The organism is Bacillus sp. FSL L8-0167, assembly GCF_038630295.1.
In the GTDB taxonomy this organism is placed as follows: Bacteria; Bacillota; Bacilli; order Bacillales; family Bacillaceae; genus Bacillus; species Bacillus safensis.
Window position 1 is genome coordinate 71,563 of the sequence record NZ_CP152027.1, and the last position, 21,286, is coordinate 92,848.

Annotated in this window: 21 protein-coding genes and 2 tRNA genes; all 23 read left to right on the plus strand. The window is 42.1% G+C overall.

Translation table 11 applies throughout. The features are described from left to right. Positions 1 to 7 precede the first annotated feature (7 nt). The 23 genes from MHB66_RS00380 (at position 8) to lysS (ending at position 21,024) form a co-directional block, all read left to right on the plus strand. A complete protein-coding gene (locus MHB66_RS00380; RefSeq protein WP_003217952.1) occupies positions 8 to 382 on the plus strand; it encodes a septum formation initiator family protein in 375 nt (124 codons plus the stop codon). 82 nt (positions 383 to 464) lie between these two features. Next, positions 465 to 860 carry a S1 domain-containing RNA-binding protein gene (locus MHB66_RS00385; protein WP_008357409.1) on the plus strand — a complete coding sequence of 132 codons (396 nt, stop codon included), beginning with the start codon at positions 465 to 467 and terminating at the stop codon, positions 858 to 860. A gap of 177 nt (positions 861 to 1,037) precedes the next feature. Next, a tRNA-Met gene (locus tag MHB66_RS00390) sits at positions 1,038 to 1,111 on the plus strand. A gap of 25 nt (positions 1,112 to 1,136) precedes the next feature. Continuing rightward, a tRNA-Glu gene (locus tag MHB66_RS00395) sits at positions 1,137 to 1,208 on the plus strand. A gap of 203 nt (positions 1,209 to 1,411) precedes the next feature. Further along, on the plus strand, positions 1,412 to 3,895 hold the full coding sequence (spoIIE, locus tag MHB66_RS00400; RefSeq protein ID WP_024425648.1) for a stage II sporulation protein E: 2,484 nt from the start codon (positions 1,412 to 1,414) through the stop codon (positions 3,893 to 3,895). A gap of 76 nt (positions 3,896 to 3,971) precedes the next feature. Further along, entirely contained in the window at positions 3,972 to 4,709 is a 738-nt protein-coding gene (locus MHB66_RS00405; protein WP_034284249.1) for a VWA domain-containing protein, read from the plus strand. Then, a complete protein-coding gene (locus MHB66_RS00410) occupies positions 4,693 to 5,700 on the plus strand; it encodes a serine/threonine protein kinase (protein ID WP_080943506.1) in 1,008 nt (335 codons plus the stop codon). The genes MHB66_RS00405 and MHB66_RS00410 overlap by 17 nt, the downstream gene beginning before the upstream one ends. Before the next feature lie 97 nt (positions 5,701 to 5,797). Next, positions 5,798 to 7,201, plus strand: coding sequence for a tRNA lysidine(34) synthetase TilS (gene tilS / locus MHB66_RS00415; protein WP_046314462.1), 1,404 nt, complete (start codon positions 5,798 to 5,800; stop codon positions 7,199 to 7,201). Between the two features lie 15 nt (positions 7,202 to 7,216). Further along, a complete protein-coding gene (gene hpt, locus MHB66_RS00420) occupies positions 7,217 to 7,756 on the plus strand; it encodes a hypoxanthine phosphoribosyltransferase (RefSeq protein WP_008357399.1) in 540 nt (179 codons plus the stop codon). Between the two features lie 95 nt (positions 7,757 to 7,851). Then, on the plus strand, positions 7,852 to 9,753 hold the full coding sequence (ftsH, locus tag MHB66_RS00425; RefSeq protein WP_034284252.1) for an ATP-dependent zinc metalloprotease FtsH: 1,902 nt from the start codon (positions 7,852 to 7,854) through the stop codon (positions 9,751 to 9,753). 162 nt (positions 9,754 to 9,915) lie between these two features. After that, positions 9,916 to 10,692, plus strand: a complete 777-nt coding sequence (locus MHB66_RS00430; RefSeq protein WP_024427185.1) for a type III pantothenate kinase — start codon at positions 9,916 to 9,918, stop codon at positions 10,690 to 10,692. A gap of 14 nt (positions 10,693 to 10,706) precedes the next feature. Next, on the plus strand, positions 10,707 to 11,582 hold the full coding sequence (gene hslO, locus MHB66_RS00435) for an Hsp33 family molecular chaperone HslO (RefSeq protein ID WP_041105733.1): 876 nt from the start codon (positions 10,707 to 10,709) through the stop codon (positions 11,580 to 11,582). 46 nt (positions 11,583 to 11,628) lie between these two features. Then, on the plus strand, positions 11,629 to 12,537 hold the full coding sequence (locus MHB66_RS00440; RefSeq protein WP_041115232.1) for a peptidyl-prolyl cis-trans isomerase: 909 nt from the start codon (positions 11,629 to 11,631) through the stop codon (positions 12,535 to 12,537). 77 nt (positions 12,538 to 12,614) lie between these two features. Beyond that, positions 12,615 to 13,538, plus strand: a complete 924-nt coding sequence (gene cysK, locus MHB66_RS00445) for a cysteine synthase A (protein ID WP_024425655.1) — start codon at positions 12,615 to 12,617, stop codon at positions 13,536 to 13,538. 124 nt (positions 13,539 to 13,662) lie between these two features. Further along, complete coding sequence (locus MHB66_RS00450) at positions 13,663 to 15,081, plus strand: anthranilate synthase component I family protein (RefSeq protein WP_046314475.1); 1,419 nt, start codon at positions 13,663 to 13,665, stop codon at positions 15,079 to 15,081. Between the two features lie 13 nt (positions 15,082 to 15,094). Beyond that, positions 15,095 to 15,688: an aminodeoxychorismate/anthranilate synthase component II gene (gene pabA / locus MHB66_RS00455; RefSeq protein WP_024425656.1), complete on the plus strand. Its 594-nt coding sequence runs from the start codon at positions 15,095 to 15,097 to the stop codon at positions 15,686 to 15,688. Beyond that, entirely contained in the window at positions 15,685 to 16,533 is an 849-nt protein-coding gene (gene pabC, locus MHB66_RS00460; RefSeq protein ID WP_046314466.1) for an aminodeoxychorismate lyase, read from the plus strand. Before pabA ends, pabC begins: the two co-directional genes overlap by 4 nt. 9 nt (positions 16,534 to 16,542) lie before the next feature. After that, the gene (gene folP / locus MHB66_RS00465; protein ID WP_046314468.1) at positions 16,543 to 17,400 is read left to right on the plus strand and encodes a dihydropteroate synthase; all 858 of its coding nucleotides are present in this window, start codon (positions 16,543 to 16,545) and stop codon (positions 17,398 to 17,400) included. After that, positions 17,393 to 17,755 carry a dihydroneopterin aldolase gene (gene folB / locus MHB66_RS00470; RefSeq protein ID WP_024425659.1) on the plus strand — a complete coding sequence of 121 codons (363 nt, stop codon included), beginning with the start codon at positions 17,393 to 17,395 and terminating at the stop codon, positions 17,753 to 17,755. Before folP ends, folB begins: the two co-directional genes overlap by 8 nt. Beyond that, a complete protein-coding gene (gene folK / locus MHB66_RS00475; protein ID WP_024425660.1) occupies positions 17,752 to 18,255 on the plus strand; it encodes a 2-amino-4-hydroxy-6-hydroxymethyldihydropteridine diphosphokinase in 504 nt (167 codons plus the stop codon). Before folB ends, folK begins: the two co-directional genes overlap by 4 nt. Continuing rightward, the gene (locus MHB66_RS00480) at positions 18,207 to 18,440 is read left to right on the plus strand and encodes a helix-turn-helix transcriptional regulator (protein ID WP_024425661.1); all 234 of its coding nucleotides are present in this window, start codon (positions 18,207 to 18,209) and stop codon (positions 18,438 to 18,440) included. Before folK ends, MHB66_RS00480 begins: the two co-directional genes overlap by 49 nt. Then, positions 18,433 to 19,434, plus strand: a complete 1,002-nt coding sequence (dusB, locus tag MHB66_RS00485; RefSeq protein WP_024425662.1) for a tRNA dihydrouridine synthase DusB — start codon at positions 18,433 to 18,435, stop codon at positions 19,432 to 19,434. Before MHB66_RS00480 ends, dusB begins: the two co-directional genes overlap by 8 nt. A gap of 90 nt (positions 19,435 to 19,524) precedes the next feature. Then, on the plus strand, positions 19,525 to 21,024 hold the full coding sequence (gene lysS, locus MHB66_RS00490) for a lysine--tRNA ligase (RefSeq protein ID WP_034284259.1): 1,500 nt from the start codon (positions 19,525 to 19,527) through the stop codon (positions 21,022 to 21,024). The last annotated feature ends 262 nt before the right edge of the window (positions 21,025 to 21,286 follow it).

Consider the following 21,286-nt stretch of genomic DNA (forward strand, 5'->3'; position numbering starts at 1 on the left):
TTCAATCTTGAACAAGAGAAAAAGAAATATCGCACAAATTCAAAATGATTACCAAAAACAAATGGAACAGCAAGCGCAGCGCTTAAAACGCAAACGTCGCGGACTCCTTAGAAGGCTTACCGTGTTTGGTGTAATCGTGCTCATGTTTGCTGTCTTGGTGACAAGTGCCCTCTGGTCGCAATCGTCTTCACTAAAGGAAAAAGAAGAGAAGAAGGTTGCGCTCGAAAAAGAGTTGAAGCAATTACAAACAAAGCAGGAAGATATTTCTGATGAAATTAAGAAGCTGAAAAGCAAGGAATACGTACTCGAACTGGCACGACGGGACTATTATATGTCCAAAAAAGGCGAAAAAATCTTTGATGTGGGCAATAAGAGCGATTAGCCTTGTTGACACTTAAAATTCAGTTTATGTATAATTGAACAAATGAGATTTTTTTATAAGTCTAAGGAGGAGCACTTTTTTTATGTCGATTGAAGTTGGCAGCAAGTTACAAGGGAAAGTTACGGGCATTACAAATTTTGGAGCTTTTGTGGAGTTGCCAGGCGGTTCAACTGGTCTCGTTCATATCAGTGAGGTAGCCGATAACTATGTAAAAGATATTAATGAGCATTTAAAAGTCGGTGAACAAGTTGAAGTGAAAGTGATTAACGTTGAAAAAGACGGTAAAATCGGCTTGTCCATTAAAAAAGCAAAAGATCGTCCTCAACAACAATCAAGACCAAGCAGAAATGATTTCCGTCCGAAGGAATCGTTTGAACAAAAAATGAACAAATTCTTAAAAGATAGCGAAGATCGCTTAACATCTTTAAAACGTAACACGGAATCAAAACGTGGGGGGCGCGGAGCAAGAAGAGGTTAACTTGTTGCTGCTTTCTATATATTTTCACAACAAAGCATCTGCTGTTCAGCAGGTGCTTTTTTTCATGATCCATACGACATTTTTTGAGATTTCGTCATTTAATTTAAAACTTTCTATTGACGGACAAGCGAATCCTTTGTATTATAGTTCTTGTGCTTCTTAGCGCATTTTCATTATGGCGGTGTAGCTCAGCTGGCTAGAGCGTACGGTTCATACCCGTGAGGTCGGGGGTTCGATCCCCTCCGCCGCTATCCTTTTAACTAGAACATAAAGCAAGGCCCGTTGGTCAAGCGGTTAAGACACCGCCCTTTCACGGCGGTAACACGGGTTCGAATCCCGTACGGGTCATCTTCGAAACAGCTTTCTATAGGAAAGCTGTTTTTTTGTGCCTTCGTAAAATTCTGATGAAAGACATCGACTTTCATGAAAGTATGCCTCTTTGACGAATAAAGCGTCGAACGTTTTATGGAAACGACAACTTCTTTTGACAAAATTTCTTTTTCACCTTCGCTATAATGACAAGCAACGAATATCAGGTGGGGGATGAGAAGATGGAAAAACTAGAAAGAAGAACTGATTTAACAGGAGCGGGGTTTGAAAGAATCAGTGCGGGATTAAAAAAGATGAAAAACCTGTTTCTTCATCACACGCATTCTCTTTTTTTCTATAAAGGGTTTATTTATGTTGTTCTAGGCTTTTTATTAGGACGAGCCTTTATATTATCTGAAATTATGCCGTTTGCTCTGCCTTTCTTTGGCTCCATGCTGCTTATTAAAAGAGATAAGGCGATGCTTGCTTGTCTAGCTTTACTCGCAGGGGCGATGACGATATCACCTCAAAATGCATTGTTTGTGTTTGCGTCGCTGCTCATGTTTCTCCTTATGTCAAAGGTGGTTTCTTTCATCATCAAAGACCCAGTGAAAACATTACCGGTTGTCATTGTTCTCTCAATGCTGATCACCCGAGGAGCGTTTGTTTACTTAGAGCAAGGTGCTGTGCAAAGCTATGATTACGTCATGGCGGGTGTCGAAGCAGGACTTGCCTTCATTTTGACTCTGATTTTTCTTCAAAGCCTGCCGATTTTTACAGTCAGGAAAATTAAACACTCATTAAAGGTCGAAGAAATTATTTGTTTTATGATTTTAATTGCCTCAGTTTTAACTGGTCTTGCTGGGATCACATTTCAAGGAATGCAGGCAGAGCATATTTTGTCACGTTATGTAGTGCTGACATTTGCCTTTATTGGCGGAGCCAGTATTGGTTGTACGGTCGGTGTTGTGACAGGATTAATTCTCGGTCTCGCTAACATCGGAAACCTTTATCAGATGAGTCTTCTTGCCTTTTCAGGCTTATTAGGCGGATTGCTGAAAGAAGGGAAAAAAGCAGGGGCAGCCATCGGCTTAATTGTGGGTTCCTTACTCATTTCACTGTACGGGGAAGGATCAGCAGGTCTCATGACCACACTGTATGAATCACTTATAGCGGTTGCACTCTTTTTGCTCACGCCGCAATCAGTCACCTCCAAGGTAGCGAAATACATTCCTGGTACGGTAGAGCATGTACAAGAGCAGCAGCAATATGCTCGGAAGGTACGAGACGTGACAGCAAAAAAGGTAGATCAGTTCTCTCATGTATTTCATGCGCTGTCTGAGAGTTTTGCGACATTTTACGAATCCATTCCTGAAGAGAAGAAGCAGGAAGAGGATGTAGATCTTTTTTTAAGTACGATCACAGAACGATCCTGTCAAACGTGCTATAAGAAAAATAAATGCTGGGTGCAGAACTTTGATACAACCTATGAACTAATGAAACAAGTTATGCATGAATCTGATGAAAAAACGTATGAGCATAACCGAAAATTGAAAAAGAAATTTAGTCAGCACTGCTCAAAATCAAAACATGTCGAGGAATTGATCGAAGAGGAGATCGCTTACTATAAAGCCAATCAGACATTGAAGAAAAAAGTCCAAGACAGCAGACGTCTTGTGGCTGAACAGCTGATGGGGGTCTCGCAAGTAATGGAGGATTTTTCCCGGGAAATAAAACGAGAAAGAGAACAGCACTTTATTCAGGAAGAGCAGATGATAGAAGCGCTTCAGCACTTTGGCATTGAAATCCAGCAAGTAGAAATCTATAGCTTGGAGCAGGGAAATGTGGATATTGAAATGAGAATCCCATATTGCCAAGGGCATGGGGAATGTGAAAAAATCATTGCTCCAATGCTTTCAGATATTTTAGAAGAACAGATTTTAGTCAAAGCAGAGCAGTGTGCAGAGCATCCAACAGGCTATTGCCACGTTGTATTTGGCTCTGCTAAATCATACCGAGTGGCTACAGGCGTGGCACATGCAGCAAAAGGCGGAGGACTGGTATCTGGAGACAGCTACAGCATGATGGAGCTTGGTGCGGGCAAGTATGCTGCAGCTATTAGTGATGGAATGGGCAACGGAGCACGGGCTCATTTTGAAAGCAATGAAACGATTAAGCTGTTAGAAAAAATATTGGCGTCAGGTATCAATGAAAAAGTGGCGATTAAAACCATTAATAGTATTTTATCTTTAAGAACGACGGACGAGATCTATTCAACATTGGATTTATCGATCATTGATTTACAGGATGCGAGCTGTAAGTTCCTCAAAATTGGTTCAACACCCAGCTTTATTAAACGGGGTGATCAGGTGATGAAGGTACAAGCAAGCAACTTGCCAATCGGTATTATTGATGAATTCGAAGTCGAGGTTGTGAGTGAACAGATGAAGGCAGGAGATCTATTGATTATGATGAGTGACGGCATTTTTGAAGGGCCAAAGCATATTGAAAATCATGATCTGTGGGTGAAACGGAAAATGAAAAGCTTTAAAACAGAAGATCCCCAAGAAATTGCTGATTTATTAATGGAAGAGGTCATTCGAACAAGAGCAGGCCAAATTGATGACGATATGACAGTTGTTGTCATCAGGCTCGACCACAACACACCAAAATGGGCTTCCATTCCGACCGGTACATTCTATCTTGAGAAACAAGAGATTTCTTAAAATATCGTATAATATGAATTTCTTCTGGCGATGATGGGGATATAAGCATTCAGTTACAATCCCAGGAGGAATGAAGATGCGAAAAGGTCACGTCAACCAAATCTTATTGATTACAGATGGCTGCTCAAATCACGGGGAAGATCCGCTTGCGATTGCCTCATTGGCAAAGGAACAAGGGATTACAGTCAATGTCATTGGCATTATGGAAGAAAACAGACACGATCATGAAGCGATGAAGGAAGTAGAGGGGATTGCTCTCGCAGGCGGAGGTATCCATCAAGTTGTCTACGTCCAGCAGTTATCTCAAACAGTACAAATGGTCACAAAAAAAGCGATGACACAAACCTTGCAAGGTGTTGTGAATAAAGAATTGCAGCAAATTCTCGGCAAAGATGCTGAAATTGAAGAACTTCCACCTGATAAGCGCGGGGAAGTAATGGAGGTTGTAGATGAGTTAGGAGAGACGGTTCACCTTCAAGTACTCGTGCTTGTTGATACAAGTGCAAGTATGAAACCGAAGCTGCCGACCGTAAAAGAAGCACTCATCGACCTTTCCATCAGTTTAAATTCAAGAATTGGAGAAAATCAGTTTGGGATGTGTGTATTTCCCGGGAAAAACTCAGATGCTGAAATTGTGTTGAATTGGACGCCTCGATTCGATTCATTATCATCTATTTTCCCAAAACTGACCACTGGAGGAATCACCCCAACGGGACCAGCGCTTCGGGAAGCACTTCAGCATTTCAAATCAGTTCGTTCACGCAAAGGGCTGCTTGAAGCAAAGGAAGAGCATGATGATGAATTCGGCTTCTAACATACCGTTAGGCACGGTGATTCAAGGGAAATGGCACCACCATCATTACCGTATTGTAAAAGAGCTTGGAAAAGGGGCGAACGGTGTTGTCTATCTGGCCGAATCGCCACATGGGCAAGCGGCCCTTAAAGTGAGTGATGACAGTATGCTCATTGCATCTGAAGTCAATGTTTTAAAATCCTTTTCAAAGGCTCCTGTGAAAACCATGGGGCCTTCTTTTTATGATATGGATGATGCGATTTATCCTGGTATGCCTCAAAAACGCTCTTTTTATGTGATGGAATATGTCAGAGGCCCATTACTGCTTGAATTTGTGAAACAAAAGGGTGATGAGTGGATTGTGGTTTTAATGATTCAGCTTTTATCTAGCTTGGCTCATTTACATCAGGAAGGCTGGATTTTTGGTGATTTAAAGCCGGATAATCTCATTGTTTCTGGGCCCCCGGCCACGATCCGGTGCATTGATGTGGGAGGAACGACGAAAGCGGGCAGGGCAATTAAGGAGTATACCGAGTTTTTTGATCGAGGCTATTGGGGATTCGGTACACGAAAAGCTGATCCAACTTATGATTTATTTGCTCTGACGATGGTGATGGTGAACTGTGCGTATAAGAAAGAATTCAAAAAAGGAGCAGAACCAGAAAAGCAGCTTTATCGAGCTATTGAAGGACATCCTTTATTAAAGCGATATGAAAGGGTGTTAAAGGCTGCTCTACAAGGTAAATATCAATCAGCAGCAGACATGAAAAGTGCGATGTTGAAAGAAGGACAGCTGATTGCATCAAGGAAATCGCGCCAGAAGAAGCAGCAGCAAAAAAACGCGCCAAAACCTGCTGTTAATCAAAATCAACAAGTGACCTCACGATCGCGGGCTGCAGCAGCAAAGAGAACGTCAGTGCGTAAAAAATCAGGCGGACTTTTTGAAACCATTCTTATCGTGTGCAGTGTACTCGCTCTTTACTGTGCATATGTGGTTTTGTTCCTGTTGTAGAGCCGGAAAAAAGCAGGCTTCTTCTTTGCTTGGAGCTACTGAAAGTGATAGGATATGTATATCTTTAAATTACCTGCTCTTTTGTGAGGAGGAAGTTGTGAGTAGAATTGAATCTTTTTTGAAAAAACATGATGTTTACCTTGAAAATACGACAGTCATTGTCGGGGTTTCCGGCGGACCGGATTCCATGCTCTTACTGCATGAACTTAACAAGCGTCGCAAAGGTTCCTATCAGCTGATTGCAGCCCATGTAGATCACATGTTCAGAGGAGAAGAGTCCTTCGCTGATTTGGCATTTGTTGAGGCTTACTGTAAGGGGCACGAGATCCCTTTTGAATCGTCCCGCATACAGGTCACCCAATATGCAAAAGAAAACCGCTTAAACAAACAGGCAGCTGCAAGGGAGTGCAGATATGCTTTCTTTCGTCAATTGATGGAGCAATACAACGCTCAATTTATAGCGCTTGCACATCATGGAGACGACCAAGTAGAAACAATGATGATGAGACTTGTGAGAGGGACTGTTGGTATTGGACTCGCGGGTATCCAAGCAAAACGTCCTTTTCAAGGCGGATGGCTGATTCGTCCGCTCATTGGATACTCTAAAGACGACGTGCTAAAAGTTTGTGAAAAAGAACATGTCCCCTATGTCATTGATCAAAGCAATCATACGGATGACTACTTGAGAAACCGGGTAAGAAGACATATTCTTCCCGTGTTAAAAGAAGAGGCACCTCATGTACATGAAAGCTTTCAGTTTGTAAGTGACATGCTGACTGAGGATGAGCAATACTTGCAGGCTTTAACAAAGGAACAAATGAACCAAGTGATAACGAGTCAATCGCCTAAGCAAATTGAGATCAAAACGAAGCCTTTGCTTGACCTGCCTTTGCCTTTACAAAGAAGAGGCATTCAACTAATATTAAACTATCTTTATGAAAACACTCAATCAGCGTTTTCAAACCAGCATATTCTAGGGACTTTAGACTGGTTATCTCATACAGATCAACCGTCTGGATCATTAGATTTGCCAAAAGGTTTACAAGCTGTCAAGTCTTATGATCACTGTATGTTTACCTTTGAACGATCGCATGTATTAGACCAGTCTTATGCTCTTCACTTAAAGGCTGAGCTCGGAGAAGAGCTTTTTCTCCCAAATGGACAGTCTATCGTCGTATCAAATCATGTTCCGAAGGATGCACGGAACGGAAACCATTTTTTCTTGCTTCAAAAAGATCATGTTCGTCTCCCTTTGATCATTCGCTCACGAAAAAATGGTGATCGAATCAAACTTAAAGGGATGAATGGATCAAAAAAGGTGAAGGATATATTTATTGATAAAAAAGTGCCTCTTGCAGAAAGAGACAGCTGGCCGATCGTCACTGACTCGGATCATCAAATCATCTGGATCCCAGGTCTGAAAAAATCCGTTTTTGAAGAAATTGATATGACAAACAGCGATCTCATTGTATTACAATATAGACAGCACGAAAATTTGTAGGGGGCAAGCAAAAGCATGAAACAAGATATTGAAAAGATTTTGATCTCAGAAGAAGAGATCCAGCAAAAAGTGAAGGAACTGGGTGCAACATTAACCAGCGATTATGATGGTAAATTTCCCCTGGCTATTGGTGTTTTGAAAGGGGCTCTTCCATTCATGGCAGACCTGATCAAACACATTGATACATATTTAGAACTTGATTTTATGGATGTATCTAGCTACGGAAAGTCTACCGTATCTTCTGGAGAAGTAAAGATCATTAAGGATCTAGATACTTCTGTTGAAGGAAGAGATATTTTGATTATGGAAGATATCATCGACAGTGGGTTAACTTTGAGCTATCTGGTAGAGCTTTTCCGATACCGTAAAGCAAATTCCATTAAAATTGTGACATTGCTTGATAAACCAAGCGGCCGCAAAGCAGACATCAAAGCAGATTATGTTGGATTTGAAGTGCCAGATGCATTTGTTGTCGGCTATGGATTGGATTTCGCTGAACGTTACCGAAACCTCCCGTATATTGGAGTGTTAAAACCATCTGTTTACGAAGGCTGATCAGCATACGTATACATGAGGTTATTGGTTGTGTTGGAATGATTTTCTATGATACTATTGAACATAGTTGTGCTTACTGTGGGAGGAGGTAAGGAATGAATCGGGTTTTTCGTAATACGATTTTTTATATACTTATTTTATTACTTGTGATAGGGGTCGTCAGTTGGTTAGGATCCCCAAATCAAAAGCCTGAGAACATGTCTTACAGCAAATTTTCGCAAAATCTAAGTGCGGGAAAAGTGGAGAGTATCTCCATTCAGCCTGTAAGAGGGGTTTATGAAATTCGTGGTCAATTAGATGGCGCGAAGAAAGATCAATACTTCATTACCCATGTTCCAGATGGTCAAGGTGTTGACCAAATTTACAGTGCACTGAAGAATACAGATGTAAAAGTAGAACCAGCACCTGAAACAAATGGATGGCTGCAAGTTCTGACAACCATCATTCCGTTTATCATCATCTTTATCCTGTTCTTCTTCTTATTGAACCAAGCTCAGGGCGGCGGAAGCCGAGTCATGAACTTTGGTAAGAGTAAGGCGAAGCTTTACACAGAAGAGAAGAAACGTGTGAAATTTAAAGATGTTGCCGGTGCAGATGAAGAGAAGCAAGAGCTTGTAGAAGTGGTTGAATTCCTGAAGGATCCACGTAAATTTGCGGAGCTTGGCGCAAGAATCCCTAAAGGGGTTTTACTAGTAGGACCTCCAGGTACAGGTAAAACATTGCTTGCGAGAGCATCTGCAGGAGAAGCAGGCGTTCCTTTCTTCAGCATCAGTGGTTCTGACTTCGTCGAGATGTTCGTCGGTGTCGGTGCATCACGTGTACGTGATTTATTCGAAAATGCGAAAAAGAATGCACCTTGCTTAATCTTTATTGATGAGATTGATGCAGTGGGTCGTCAGCGTGGAGCCGGTCTTGGCGGCGGTCATGATGAGCGTGAACAAACGCTTAACCAGCTTCTTGTTGAAATGGATGGTTTTAGTGCCAACGAAGGTATTATTATCATTGCTGCGACGAACCGTGCAGATATTCTAGACCCTGCATTGCTGCGTCCGGGACGTTTTGACCGTCAAATTACGGTTGACCGCCCAGATGTTATTGGCCGTGAAGAAGTACTGAAAGTTCATGCGAAAAACAAACCGCTTGACGAGTCAGTCAACTTAAAAGCCATTGCTAGCAGAACACCAGGGTTCTCTGGAGCAGATCTTGAGAACTTACTAAACGAAGCAGCACTTGTTGCTGCCCGTCAAAACAAAAAGAAAATCGATATGCGTGATATCGATGAAGCGACTGACCGTGTCATCGCTGGGCCGGCGAAGAAAAGCCGCGTCATTTCGAAGAAAGAACGTAATATCGTGGCTTACCATGAAGCAGGTCATACCGTCATTGGTCTTATCCTAGACGAAGCGGATATGGTGCATAAAGTAACGATCGTTCCTCGTGGTCAGGCAGGCGGATATGCGGTCATGCTTCCAAGAGAAGACCGTTATTTCCAAACGAAGCCAGAGCTTCTTGATAAAATTGTCGGCTTGCTCGGCGGTCGTGTTGCAGAGGAAATTACGTTTGGCGAAGTAAGTACAGGCGCTCACAACGACTTCCAGCGTGCAACAGGCATTGCAAGAAGAATGGTTACAGAGTTCGGTATGTCTGATAAACTTGGTCCGCTTCAATTCGGTCAATCACAAGGAGGTCAAGTATTCCTTGGCCGTGATTTCAACAATGAGCCGAATTACAGTGAAGCGATCGCTTACGAAATTGACCAAGAAGTTCAGCGTTTCATTAAGGAGAGCTACGAACGTGCGAAGCAAATTCTCACTGAGAATAAAGATAAGCTAGAAATCATCGCACAGGCCCTTCTAGAAGTTGAAACATTAGATGCTGAGCAAATTAAATCTCTTTACGAAACTGGAAAGCTTCCAGAGCGTGTATACGCAGATGACGAAGAGAAAAACGATGATGTGAAAGTAAACATCAAGAAAAAAGAAGATGAGGAGATCTAATCTCCTTCTGTGAAAGCTGCCGGGATCACCGGCAGCTTTTTTTATTTCGATTCATGAATGGATCGGTTTCGAATTGTTTACAAATGGAACTCAATTCGTGTATGGTATGATAGAAAGTCGAAAAATGCTCTTTTTGAGAAACTATTCAAAGTGGTGATGAAGTTGTTACTCGTGATAGATGTAGGAAACACAAATACCGTTTTAGGTGTTTATCATAATGGCGATCTAAACTACCATTGGCGAATTGAAACAAGCCGTCATAAAACAGAAGATGAATTTGGTATGTCCATCAGGGCTTTATTCGATTATGTGGGGCTGATGTTTGACCAAATAGAAGGGATCATCATCTCGTCTGTTGTCCCGCCTATGATGTTCGCACTTGAAAGAATGTGCGAAAAGTATTTTCACATAACACCCCAAATTGTAGGGCCTGGAATGAAGACTGGATTAAACATTATGTGTGACAATCCAAAGGAAGTCGGGGCAGATCGAATTGTCAATGCAGTAGCAGCCATTCACCTATATGGGGCGCCTCTTATTGTGGTAGACTTTGGAACAGCAACAACCTACTGTTATATCAATGAACAAAAACAATACATGGGTGGAGCGATTGCACCGGGTATTACCATTTCAACTGAGGCTTTATATACAAGAGCGGCGAAGCTGCCGAGAATTGAAATTGTCCGTCCAGATCACATTGTTGGAAAAAACACCATCAGTGCGATGCAATCCGGCATCCTTTATGGATATGTTGGCCAAGTCGAGGGAATAGTGAAACGGATGAAGCAGCAAGCCAAACAAACACCGAAAGTCATTGCAACAGGCGGTTTGTCTACATTGATTGGAAATGAATCAGACTGTATTGATATTGTCGATCCGTTCCTCACATTAAAAGGACTGCAGCTCATTTATGAACGTAATCGTGTCGGTGTATTATAGGAGGTTTAAATCAAATGGATTACTTAGTTAAAGCGTTAGCATATGACGGAAAAGTCCGCGCATATGCTGCAAACACAACAGATACAATCAACGAAGCACAAAGAAGACATCATACGTGGCCGACTGCATCAGCAGCCATCGGCAGAACGATGACAGCAACAGTCATGATGGGTGCTATGCTGAAAGGTGAGAATAAGCTAACTGTCAAAATAGAAGGCGGTGGACCAATCGGCGCCATTATTGCTGATGGAAATGCAAAAGGCCAGGTACGAGGATATGTCTCAAACCCACAAGTTCACTTTGACTTAAATGAACATGGCAAGCTGGATGTGAGACGTGCAGTCGGAACATCTGGAACGTTAAGTGTTGTCAAAGATATCGGGCTGAAGGACCACTTTACAGGACAAACGGAAATCGTCTCAGGTGAAATTGGAGATGACTTCACTTATTATCTTGTTTCTTCTGAGCAAGTGCCTTCCTCTGTAGGCGTAGGTGTCCTTGTCAATCCAGATAATTCGATACTCGCAGCAGGCGGTTTCATCATTCAATTGCTGCCTGGTACAGAAGATGCTGTCATTGAAAGACTAGAAAAGCGCCTGTCAACCATTGAACCAATCTCTAAACTCATTGAAAAAGGGATGACACCAGAACAAATATTAGAAGAAGTACTCGGTGAAAAGCCTCAAATTTTAGAAACTGTACCCGTCGAATTTTCTTGTAACTGCTCAAAAGAACGGTTTGCAAATGGCATTATCAGCCTAGGAAAAGCCGAAATTGATGATATGATTGAACAAGACGGACAAGCAGAAGCTCAATGCCATTTTTGTAACGAAACGTATGTATTTACAAAAGAAGAGCTGGAAGAGCTACGTGAAGAATTAACCCGCTAAGCTCTAAGCAGCGGGTTTTCTTTTTAGAATGGAAAGGAGACGAAAGATGAGACTAAAAGCAAGAGTGGTATGGACATTTATCCTCGTGTTGCTCATGATTAATGCCGTTGTCATTGCATATGTATTAACAAAGTCACAAATGTCACAGGCCTCTTCTAACGGGAAGAGCGGTGAGGAAATTGCGTCGATTGGAAAAGAGAAGGTGACGCGTCAAGAATGGTTAAAGAAAATGGAAGACCGCTACGGAAAGGCGACACTTGAGCAAATGATCAATCAAAAGGTGGTCAATCAGCTTGCCAAGCAAAACAAGCTGGAAGTGTCTTCAAAAGAGATCAATCGTGAATTGCTTATGCTCAAAGCGGTGTCTAATAATTTCTATGAAGATGGACATACAAGTGAGAAGGAATGGAAAGAACAGATTCGTTATCAAATTTTATTAGAGCAGCTTTTAACAAGAGATGCCGTCGTTTCTGAAAAAGAAGCGAAATCGTTTTATGAAAAAAACAAGGACTTATATCAATATGATGATTCATACCGCATTCGCCATATCGTCGTGAAGACAAAGAGCGAGGCTGAAAATGTATTGAAAGATTTAAAAGGTGGATCTAGCTTCGAAGCCGTAGCAGCTGAACGTTCAATCGACCGTTACACCTCACCATACGGCGGAGATCTTGGATTTGTGACAGAAGAGCAGGAAAGTATCCCGGCCCTATACATACAAGAAGCTCAAAAGCTTCAGCCAGATGAATGGACGAAAGAGCCGATTCAGACCAAAAACGGGTATGCCATTATTCAGTTAAAAGAAAAATTAAATGGCCGCTCTTTCTCCTACGAAGAAGTCAAAGATCAGATTAAAAGGCAGATCGCTATGGAAGATCTAGGTGAAAAGGCGAATGTCAAAACCCTGTGGAAAGAAGCAAAAGTCACATGGTTTTACGATGGCGAGCAGGACTAAAAGCATTGACAAAATTTTTTGAAATTGATAATTTAATATTAATACAATAAAATTACTCGGAGATAGAGGTGTTAGTGATGGCTCGTATTGCAAATTCAGTTTTTGAACTAATAGGAAATACACCAGTCGTTAAATTAAACCGTTTAGTAGATGAAGACAGTGCGGATGTCTACTTGAAACTTGAATATATGAACCCGGGCAGCAGTGTCAAAGATCGTATTGCTTTAGCGATGATCGAAGATGCTGAAGCAAAAGGAACATTAAAAGCCGGCGATACGCTTATTGAACCAACAAGCGGAAACACGGGAATCGGCCTTGCAATGGTAGCGGCTGCTAAAGGAATTAACGCGATTTTGGTTATGCCGGACACAATGAGTCAGGAGCGCCGCAACCTTTTACGCGCTTATGGTGCGGAGCTTGTCTTAACACCAGGTGCAGAAGGAATGAAAGGTGCCATCAAAAAAGCAGAAGAATTGGCAGAGGAGCATGGTTACTTCATGCCTCAGCAATTTAGCAATGAAGCCAATGCGGAGATTCACCGTCGTACAACTGGGAAAGAAATCCTTGAACAATTTGACGGCGAGCTTGATGCATTTATTGCAGGTGTTGGTACGGGCGGTACGATTACAGGTGCTGGTGAAGTCCTAAAAGAAGCCATCCCATCCATCCAGCTTTATGCAGTAGAGCCGACAGATTCCCCTGTATTGTCAGGCGGGAAGCCGGGTCCGCATAAAATTCAAGGAATTGGAGCAGGTTTTGTTCCTTCAATCTTGAACACAGAAATATATGACGGCATCATCCAAGTGAAAAACGAAGATGCATTTGAGCTTGCAAGAAAAGCAGCGAAAGAAGAAGGAATTCTTGGCGGTATTTCTTCAGGAGCAGCTATTTACGCAGCGCTTCAAACAGCGAAGAAGCTTGGTAAAGGGAAAAAGGTTCTCGCCATCATCCCAAGTAATGGAGAGCGTTACCTCAGTACACCTCTTTATCAATTCGATTAAACCAATCACCCCAGCATTTGCTGGGGTTTTTTCATGAATTCTGAAGATGGAAAGCAAATACTGTTTTCTAAATAAATTGGATTGCATTACAATAAGATTAATGAAAATGAAAAAGGATGATAACATGACACAACGCAGGCCGATGGGCATCAAAATTCCTTTTACGAAAGATGCATTCTTGAAAAGATACGAACAATTAACTGCTCGTGAAACACATCATGTGCTTCTTGAAAGTGCACGCGGCGGTTTATATAGCATCGCTGGTATTCACCCGATCGCTAAAGCGAAGGGGAAAGATGGGATGACGACCATCCATTATCAAGATGAGGTGCTGTTCAAAGAAGGTGATCCATTCAGAGCGTTTACGGATTGGTTTCAAACCCTTCAAACCGAAACGAACGACGAATACCCCGACTTTCAAGGCGGAGCGATTGGGTTTTTAAGCTACGATTATGCTAGATACATCGAGCATTTTAAGATGCTGGCAATTGATGATCTACAAACACCAGACCTTTATTTCCTCGTGTTTAATGATGTTGCAGTTTTTGATCATGAAGAAAACGCGCTGTGGCTGATTACGCACATAGAGGAAGCTGAATCAGGGAGTGAAGCGAACCAAAGGCTTGAAGAATGGAAGCAAAAATGGACAAGCTCTTCAGAAGAATCAGCACAATCACCTGTCAATGAATCTTCCACAGAATTTGTACCGGCATCACCTTTCACTGAAGAAACCTTTGGGGAAGCAGTAGAGAAAATTAAGCAATATATCGCAAACGGTGATGTGTTCCAAGTGAACTTATCCATCAGACAAGATGAACAGCTTCACACTCACCCGTATAATTTATACAAAACGTTACGTCAAGTCAATCCATCTCCTTATATGTCTTACCTGCATACGCCTGACTTCCAGATTGTTTGTGGATCTCCAGAGCTGCTTATTAAGAAAAAAGGAACTCAGCTAGAAACAAGACCAATTGCCGGAACAAGATCACGAGGCAAAGACGACGCTGAGGATCAAGCGCTGGCAAAAGAGCTCATTGAAAATGAAAAAGAACGCGCAGAGCATGTGATGCTCGTTGATCTTGAGCGGAATGATCTTGGACGCGTATCCACTTATGGATCCGTAAAAGTGAACGAATTTATGGCGATTGAGAAATATTCGCACGTGATGCATATTGTATCCAATGTACAAGGAGAGCTGCGTGATGAATTTGACGCGGTAGATGTCATGAGAGCTGTATTCCCAGGTGGAACGATTACAGGTGCTCCAAAAGTGAGGACGATGGAAATCATAGAAGAACTTGAGCCAACAAGACGTGGGCTTTATACTGGATCTATAGGCTGGTTTGGATTCAATCAAGATATGCACTTTAATATCGTCATTCGTACTGCGTATTGTACAGAAGGAAAAGCCTTTATGCAGTCAGGTGCGGGGATCGTCATAGATTCTGTCCCTAAACACGAATATAAAGAATCGATTAAAAAAGCCTATGCAGTGAAAAAAGCATTACAGCTGAGCAAAGAAGAGACTATTTTGAGTTAGAGGTGAGCAGAGTATGATTTTAATGATTGATAATTATGATTCATTTACGTACAACCTGGTCCAGTATTTAGGTGAGCTTGGAGAGGAATTGATCGTGAAACGGAATGATCAAGTAACCATTCAAGAAATTGAAGAGCTCAAGCCGGATTTTCTCATGATTTCTCCAGGACCATGCAGTCCTGATGAAGCGGGAATTAGTATGGAGGCGATCAAGCACTTTGCAGGAAGCATTCCAATCTTCGGTGTGTGTCTAGGTCACCAATCCATCGCGCAAGTCTTTGGCGGGGATGTCGTTCGAGCAGAGCGCCTAATGCACGGTAAAACGTCAGAGATTAAACATGATGGAAAAGGTGTTTTCACAGGACTTCAAAATCCGCTCGTCGCAACGAGATATCATTCATTAATTGTCAAAAACGAGACGCTGCCAGAGTGCTTTGACGCAACAGCCAGCACAAAGGAAGGCGAGCTCATGGCGATTCGTCATAAAGAACTGCCGATTGAAAGTGTGCAATTCCATCCTGAATCGATTATGACGTCCTTCGGAAAAGAAATGCTGAAAAATTTCATTGAAACCTATCGTAAAAAGGGGCATGAAGTAAACGCATGATCATTTATCTGAACGGTCAGTATATAGAGGAGAAAGACGCGACTCTTTCTCCTTTTGATCATGGTTTTCTATATGGCATCGGTGTATTCGAAACATTTACCAGCCTGGCAGGACAAGTCTTCCTGTTGGATTGGCATCTTGAAAGGCTCAATCAATCATTACGTGACCTTTGCATCGAATCCACAATAGAGAAACCATTTGTACTCGACATCATTCATACTTTACTAAATAAAAACCAAATAGCCGGCGGCCATGCGAGAATTCGCTTGAATGTTTCTGCGGGCAGAGGCAATGGGTTTTCTGCAGACCCTTATGAAGAGCCTGTCGTTTTTGTCATGATCTCTCCATTCCGTCCAGAATCTATTTTGGATGAGAAAAAGGGAGTCATTCTTCAAACAAGAAGAAATACACCAGAAGGGCCAAAACGCCTCAAGTCTCATCACTATATGAACAACCTGCTCGGGAAAAGAGAAGTGGGGAACGACCCGGCGTTAGAAGGCATCTTTTTAACAAAAGAAGATGATGTGGCAGAAGGCATTACCTCGAATATATTTTGGCGAAAAGATGATGTGGTCTATACACCGTCACTTGATACAGGCATTTTAAATGGGGTCACTCGTCGATACTGTATGGAAACGCTCCACGCGATGGGGGTCTCGCTAAAGGAAGGACGATACCCAGTCTCACATTTGCTCTCAGCTGATGAGGCATGGATGACCAATTCTGTTCAGGGAGTTGTGCCTTTCGGGTGTATAGGAGACATCCACTTGCTCAAAAACAGCCGGACCATCTCAACAAAGTTAAGAATGCAATACACAAAAGAACGTCAAGACCATAAAGAGTAGGTGGACACAATGACACAACAATTGATAAAACAGCCTAAAATCATTCAGGCCAAGCATCACACCCTTAGCTATGAAGAAAAGACATTGGTCATGGGCATTTTAAATGTCACGCCTGACTCTTTTTCAGATGGAGGAAAGTTTAATCAAGTAGATAAAGCGCTGGCTCATGCAGCGCAGCTGATAGAAGACGGGGCGCATATTATTGATATTGGCGGAGAATCGACTCGCCCGGGAGCGGCACTTGTCTCAGAACAAGAGGAGCTTTCAAGGGTCATTCCTGTCATTGAGAAAATCACAAAAGAATTAGATATACCTATTTCTATTGATACGTATAAAGCCCGTGTTGCAGATGAAGCGGTGAAAGCTGGAGCCTCTATCATTAATGATGTATGGGGAGCGAAGGCAGATCCCAAAATGGCACATGTGGCGGCGAAGCACAATGTCCCAATCATTTTAATGCACAATCGACCAGAACGAAACTACACACATCTGATTTCAGATATGATCGCCGATTTGAAAGAAAGTGTCCAAATTGCCCAGCAAGCGGGTGTCCGTGATGACATGATCATATTAGATCCAGGTGTAGGATTTGCGAAAAATAAAGAGGACAACCTGAAGGTCATGAATGAACTCGAACATTTTTGTCACCTTGGGTATCCACTGCTGCTGGCTACATCTCGAAAACGATTCATTGGTGCTGTCTTAGACCTGCCGCCTGAAGAACGTACTGAAGGAACAGGTGCGACGGTCTGCCTTGGGATTCAAAAGGGCAGTGCGATGGTCCGTGTACATGATGTAAAAGAAATAGCAAGAATGGCAAAAATGATGGATGCCATGCTGAATAAGGGAGGCGCTTATCATCGATAAAGTATATGTAAACGGAATGGAATTTTACGGGTACCACGGTGTATTTGCAGAAGAAAATAAATTAGGGCAGCGATTCCGCGTGGACTTAACAGCTTCACTTGATTTAAGTAAAGCCGGACAAACTGATGACCTCAATGAGACCATCAACTATGCAGAGCTTTACCAAATCTGCAAAAGCATTGTAGAAGGCGAGCCGGTCAATCTTGTTGAAACACTGACAGAAAGAATTGCAAACCAAGTGTTAAAGGACTTTCCGACAGTTCAGGAATGTACAGTGAAGGTGATCAAACCAGATCCCCCAATTCCAGGACATTATCAGTCCGTTGCAATTGAAATGACGAGATCGCGCACATGAACAATACAGCATACATCGCATTAGGCTCAAACATAGGTAAAAAAGAAACCTATTTAAAAGAAGCCGTCAAAAAACTGCATGAACATCCAGAGGTTCAAGTGGAATTAATCTCATCGATATATGAAACAGCACCTGTAGGCTATGAAAACCAAGATGACTTTTTAAACATGGCCGTGAAAATTACCACTTCACTTCGTCCGGAGGAACTACTGTCTCTTACTCAGAAAATCGAGCAGGAGTTAGGCAGAACAAGAGAAGTGAGATGGGGACCGCGAACGGCTGACCTTGACATTTTACTTTATAATCGTGAAAATATTGAAACAGAACAACTTGTAGTGCCGCATCCCAGAATGTACGAACGTTTATTCGTTCTTGTCCCGATGAGTGAGATTTGCCCAGAAATCGGCGAAGTACAAATAAATGCCGTAACAGACCAAGAAGGTGTAAGCATATGGAAAAAGACATGTGGGGTAGAAGAATTCGTGCATACCGAAAGCTAAAAGGGTATACTCAGGAAGGGTTCGCGAAAAGACTAGGCATCTCTGTCTCTGTCTTAGGAGAAATTGAGCGAGGCAATCGATTACCAACAAACCAATTGGTTGGTCAAATAGCAGATGCTTTAAATATAACGGTGGAAGAACTTTCGCCAATTCTTGAAGAAGAAAGGAGGGGGAAAAATGTTTAAAATCGGGGATATCGAGATTAAAAACAAAGTAGTGCTCGCACCAATGGCTGGTGTGTGCAACTCTGCCTTCAGACTGACGGTGAAAGAGTTTGGAGCGGGCTTAGTCTGCGCTGAAATGGTCAGTGACAAAGCGATCCTGATCAACAACGCGAGAACAATGGGTATGCTATACATTGATGAACGGGAAAAGCCTTTGAGCCTTCAGATATTTGGAGGGGAAAAAGACACACTCGTCGAAGCGGCAAAGTTCGTAGACCAGAATACCACAGCTGATATTATTGATATTAACATGGGCTGTCCTGTACCAAAGATTACGAAATGTGATGCAGGAGCGAAATGGCTCCTTGATCCAAACAAGATTTATGAAATGGTCTCTGCTGTCGTAGAAGCTGTAGACAAACCAGTTACTGTGAAAATGAGAATGGGCTGGGATGAAGACCATATCTTTGCTATCGACAATGCCCGTGCTGTTGAACGAGCTGGTGGACAAGCGGTTGCGCTTCACGGACGGACACGCGTGCAAATGTACGAAGGAACAGCGAATTGGGATATTATAAAAGAGGTTAAACAATCTGTATCAATTCCTGTCATCGGCAATGGCGATGTCAAAACCCCTCAAGATGCAAAACGTATGCTTGATGAAACAGGTGTGGACGCTGTTATGATCGGAAGAGCCGCACTTGGAAACCCGTGGATGATTTATCGAACGGTTCATTATTTAGAAACGGGTGAACTGAAAGAAGAGCCAAACGTGCGTGAGAAAATGTCAGTGTGCAAACTTCACTTAGACAGACTCATTGACCTGAAAGGCGAGCATGTCGCTGTTAGAGAAATGAGAAAGCATGCAGCATGGTACTTAAAAGGGGTCCGCGGCAACGCTGACGTAAGAAACCAAATCAATCAAAGTGAAACGAGAGCGGAGCTTGTACAAGTTCTTGATGACTTTACGATCGAAGCCGAGGCAAAAGAGCTTCAAAGTATAAAAGTAGGATAAGACTATCTTTCTTTTTGTAGCTCACTGCTAGTGCATGTACTGGCAGTTTTTCTGCTTTTCTCTGCAAAATACATTATTGGAGTGATATAAATGAGTAATGAAGGGCTTAATAACGAAGAATTAAATGACCAATTCCAGGTCAGACGTGACAAAATGAATAAAATGAGAGAAGAGGGTATCGATCCATTCGGTGAACGATATGACCGTTCTCATCAATCTGCGCAAATTATCGCTGAATATGACGAGTTTTCTAAAGAAGACTTAGAAGGAAAAGCGGCTCAAGTAACAATCGCTGGTCGTATGATGACAAAGCGCGGAAAAGGAAAAGCTGGCTTTGCGCATATTCAAGACCTAGAAGGACAAATTCAAATCTATGTTCGTAAAGATAGTGTAGGGGAAGAAGCTTATGAATTATTCAAAAGCTCAGACCTAGGCGATATCATTGGTGTAACAGGAACTGTTTTTAAAACTAATGTAGGAGAACTTTCTATTAAAGCGACTAGCTTTGAGGTTCTGACAAAAGCACTTCGCCCGCTTCCTGATAAATATCATGGATTAAAAGATGTTGAACAACGCTATCGTCAGCGCTACCTGGACCTCATTGTAAATCCAGAAAGTAAGCAGACGTTTATTATGCGAAGCAAAATCATTCAATCCATGAGAAGATACTTAGATTCTAAAGGATACTTAGAAGTTGAAACACCAACAATGCACAGCATTCCTGGTGGTGCATCAGCACGTCCTTTCATTACTCATCACAATGCACTTGATATGCCGCTTTATATGCGTATTGCGATCGAGCTGCACTTAAAACGCCTAATTGTCGGTGGTCTAGAGAAAGTATACGAGATTGGCCGCGTATTCCGTAATGAAGGGGTATCGACTCGTCATAACCCAGAATTCACTATGATTGAGCTGTATGAAGCATACGCAGACTACAAAGATATCATGAATCTGACTGAAAACTTAATTGCTCATATTGCCCAAGAGGTGCTGGGAACAACAACCATTCAATATGGAGAAGATGAAATTGATCTCAAACCTGAATGGAAGAGACTGCATATGGTTGAAGCGGTCAAAGAAGCAACAGGTGTAGACTTCTGGCAGGAGATGTCTGTAGAAGAAGCAAAACAGCATGCTGCTGATCATGGTGTTGAAATCACGAAAAATATGACAGTAGGTCATATTATCAATGAGTTCTTCGAGCAAAAAGTAGAAGAAACATTGGTTCAGCCTACATTCATTTACGGACATCCAGTGGAGATTTCTCCATTAGCTAAGAAAAATCCTGAAGATCCTCGCTTCACAGATCGTTTTGAGTTGTTTATCGTACGCCGTGAGCACGCAAATGCATTCACAGAGCTAAACGATCCAATCGATCAAAGAGAACGATTTGAAGCTCAATTAAAAGAACGTGAAGAAGGAAATGACGAAGCACATCTAATGGATGACGATTTTGTTGAAGCATTAGAATACGGCATGCCTCCAACAGGTGGTTTAGGAATCGGGATCGACCGATTAATCATGCTTTTAACAAATTCTCCATCAATCAGAGATGTACTGCTTTTCCCACAAATGAGAAACCGCTAATACATCAATCAAAGCGCCATTTTATCTATGGCGCTTTTTATTTTTCATAAAATGAAACTTTTTTTAAAAAAACTATTGCAAGGAAAGAATCCAGATGGTATATTATTATTCGTTGCCGCAAAACAGCAACGAGGTTAAAAAAAGAAATTGAAAAAAGTTCTTGACTTTAACTGACGCAAAATGTTAAGATATTAAAGTCGCTTACGAGCGATAACGAAAATGATCTTTGAAAACTAAACAAGACAAAACGTACCTGTTAATT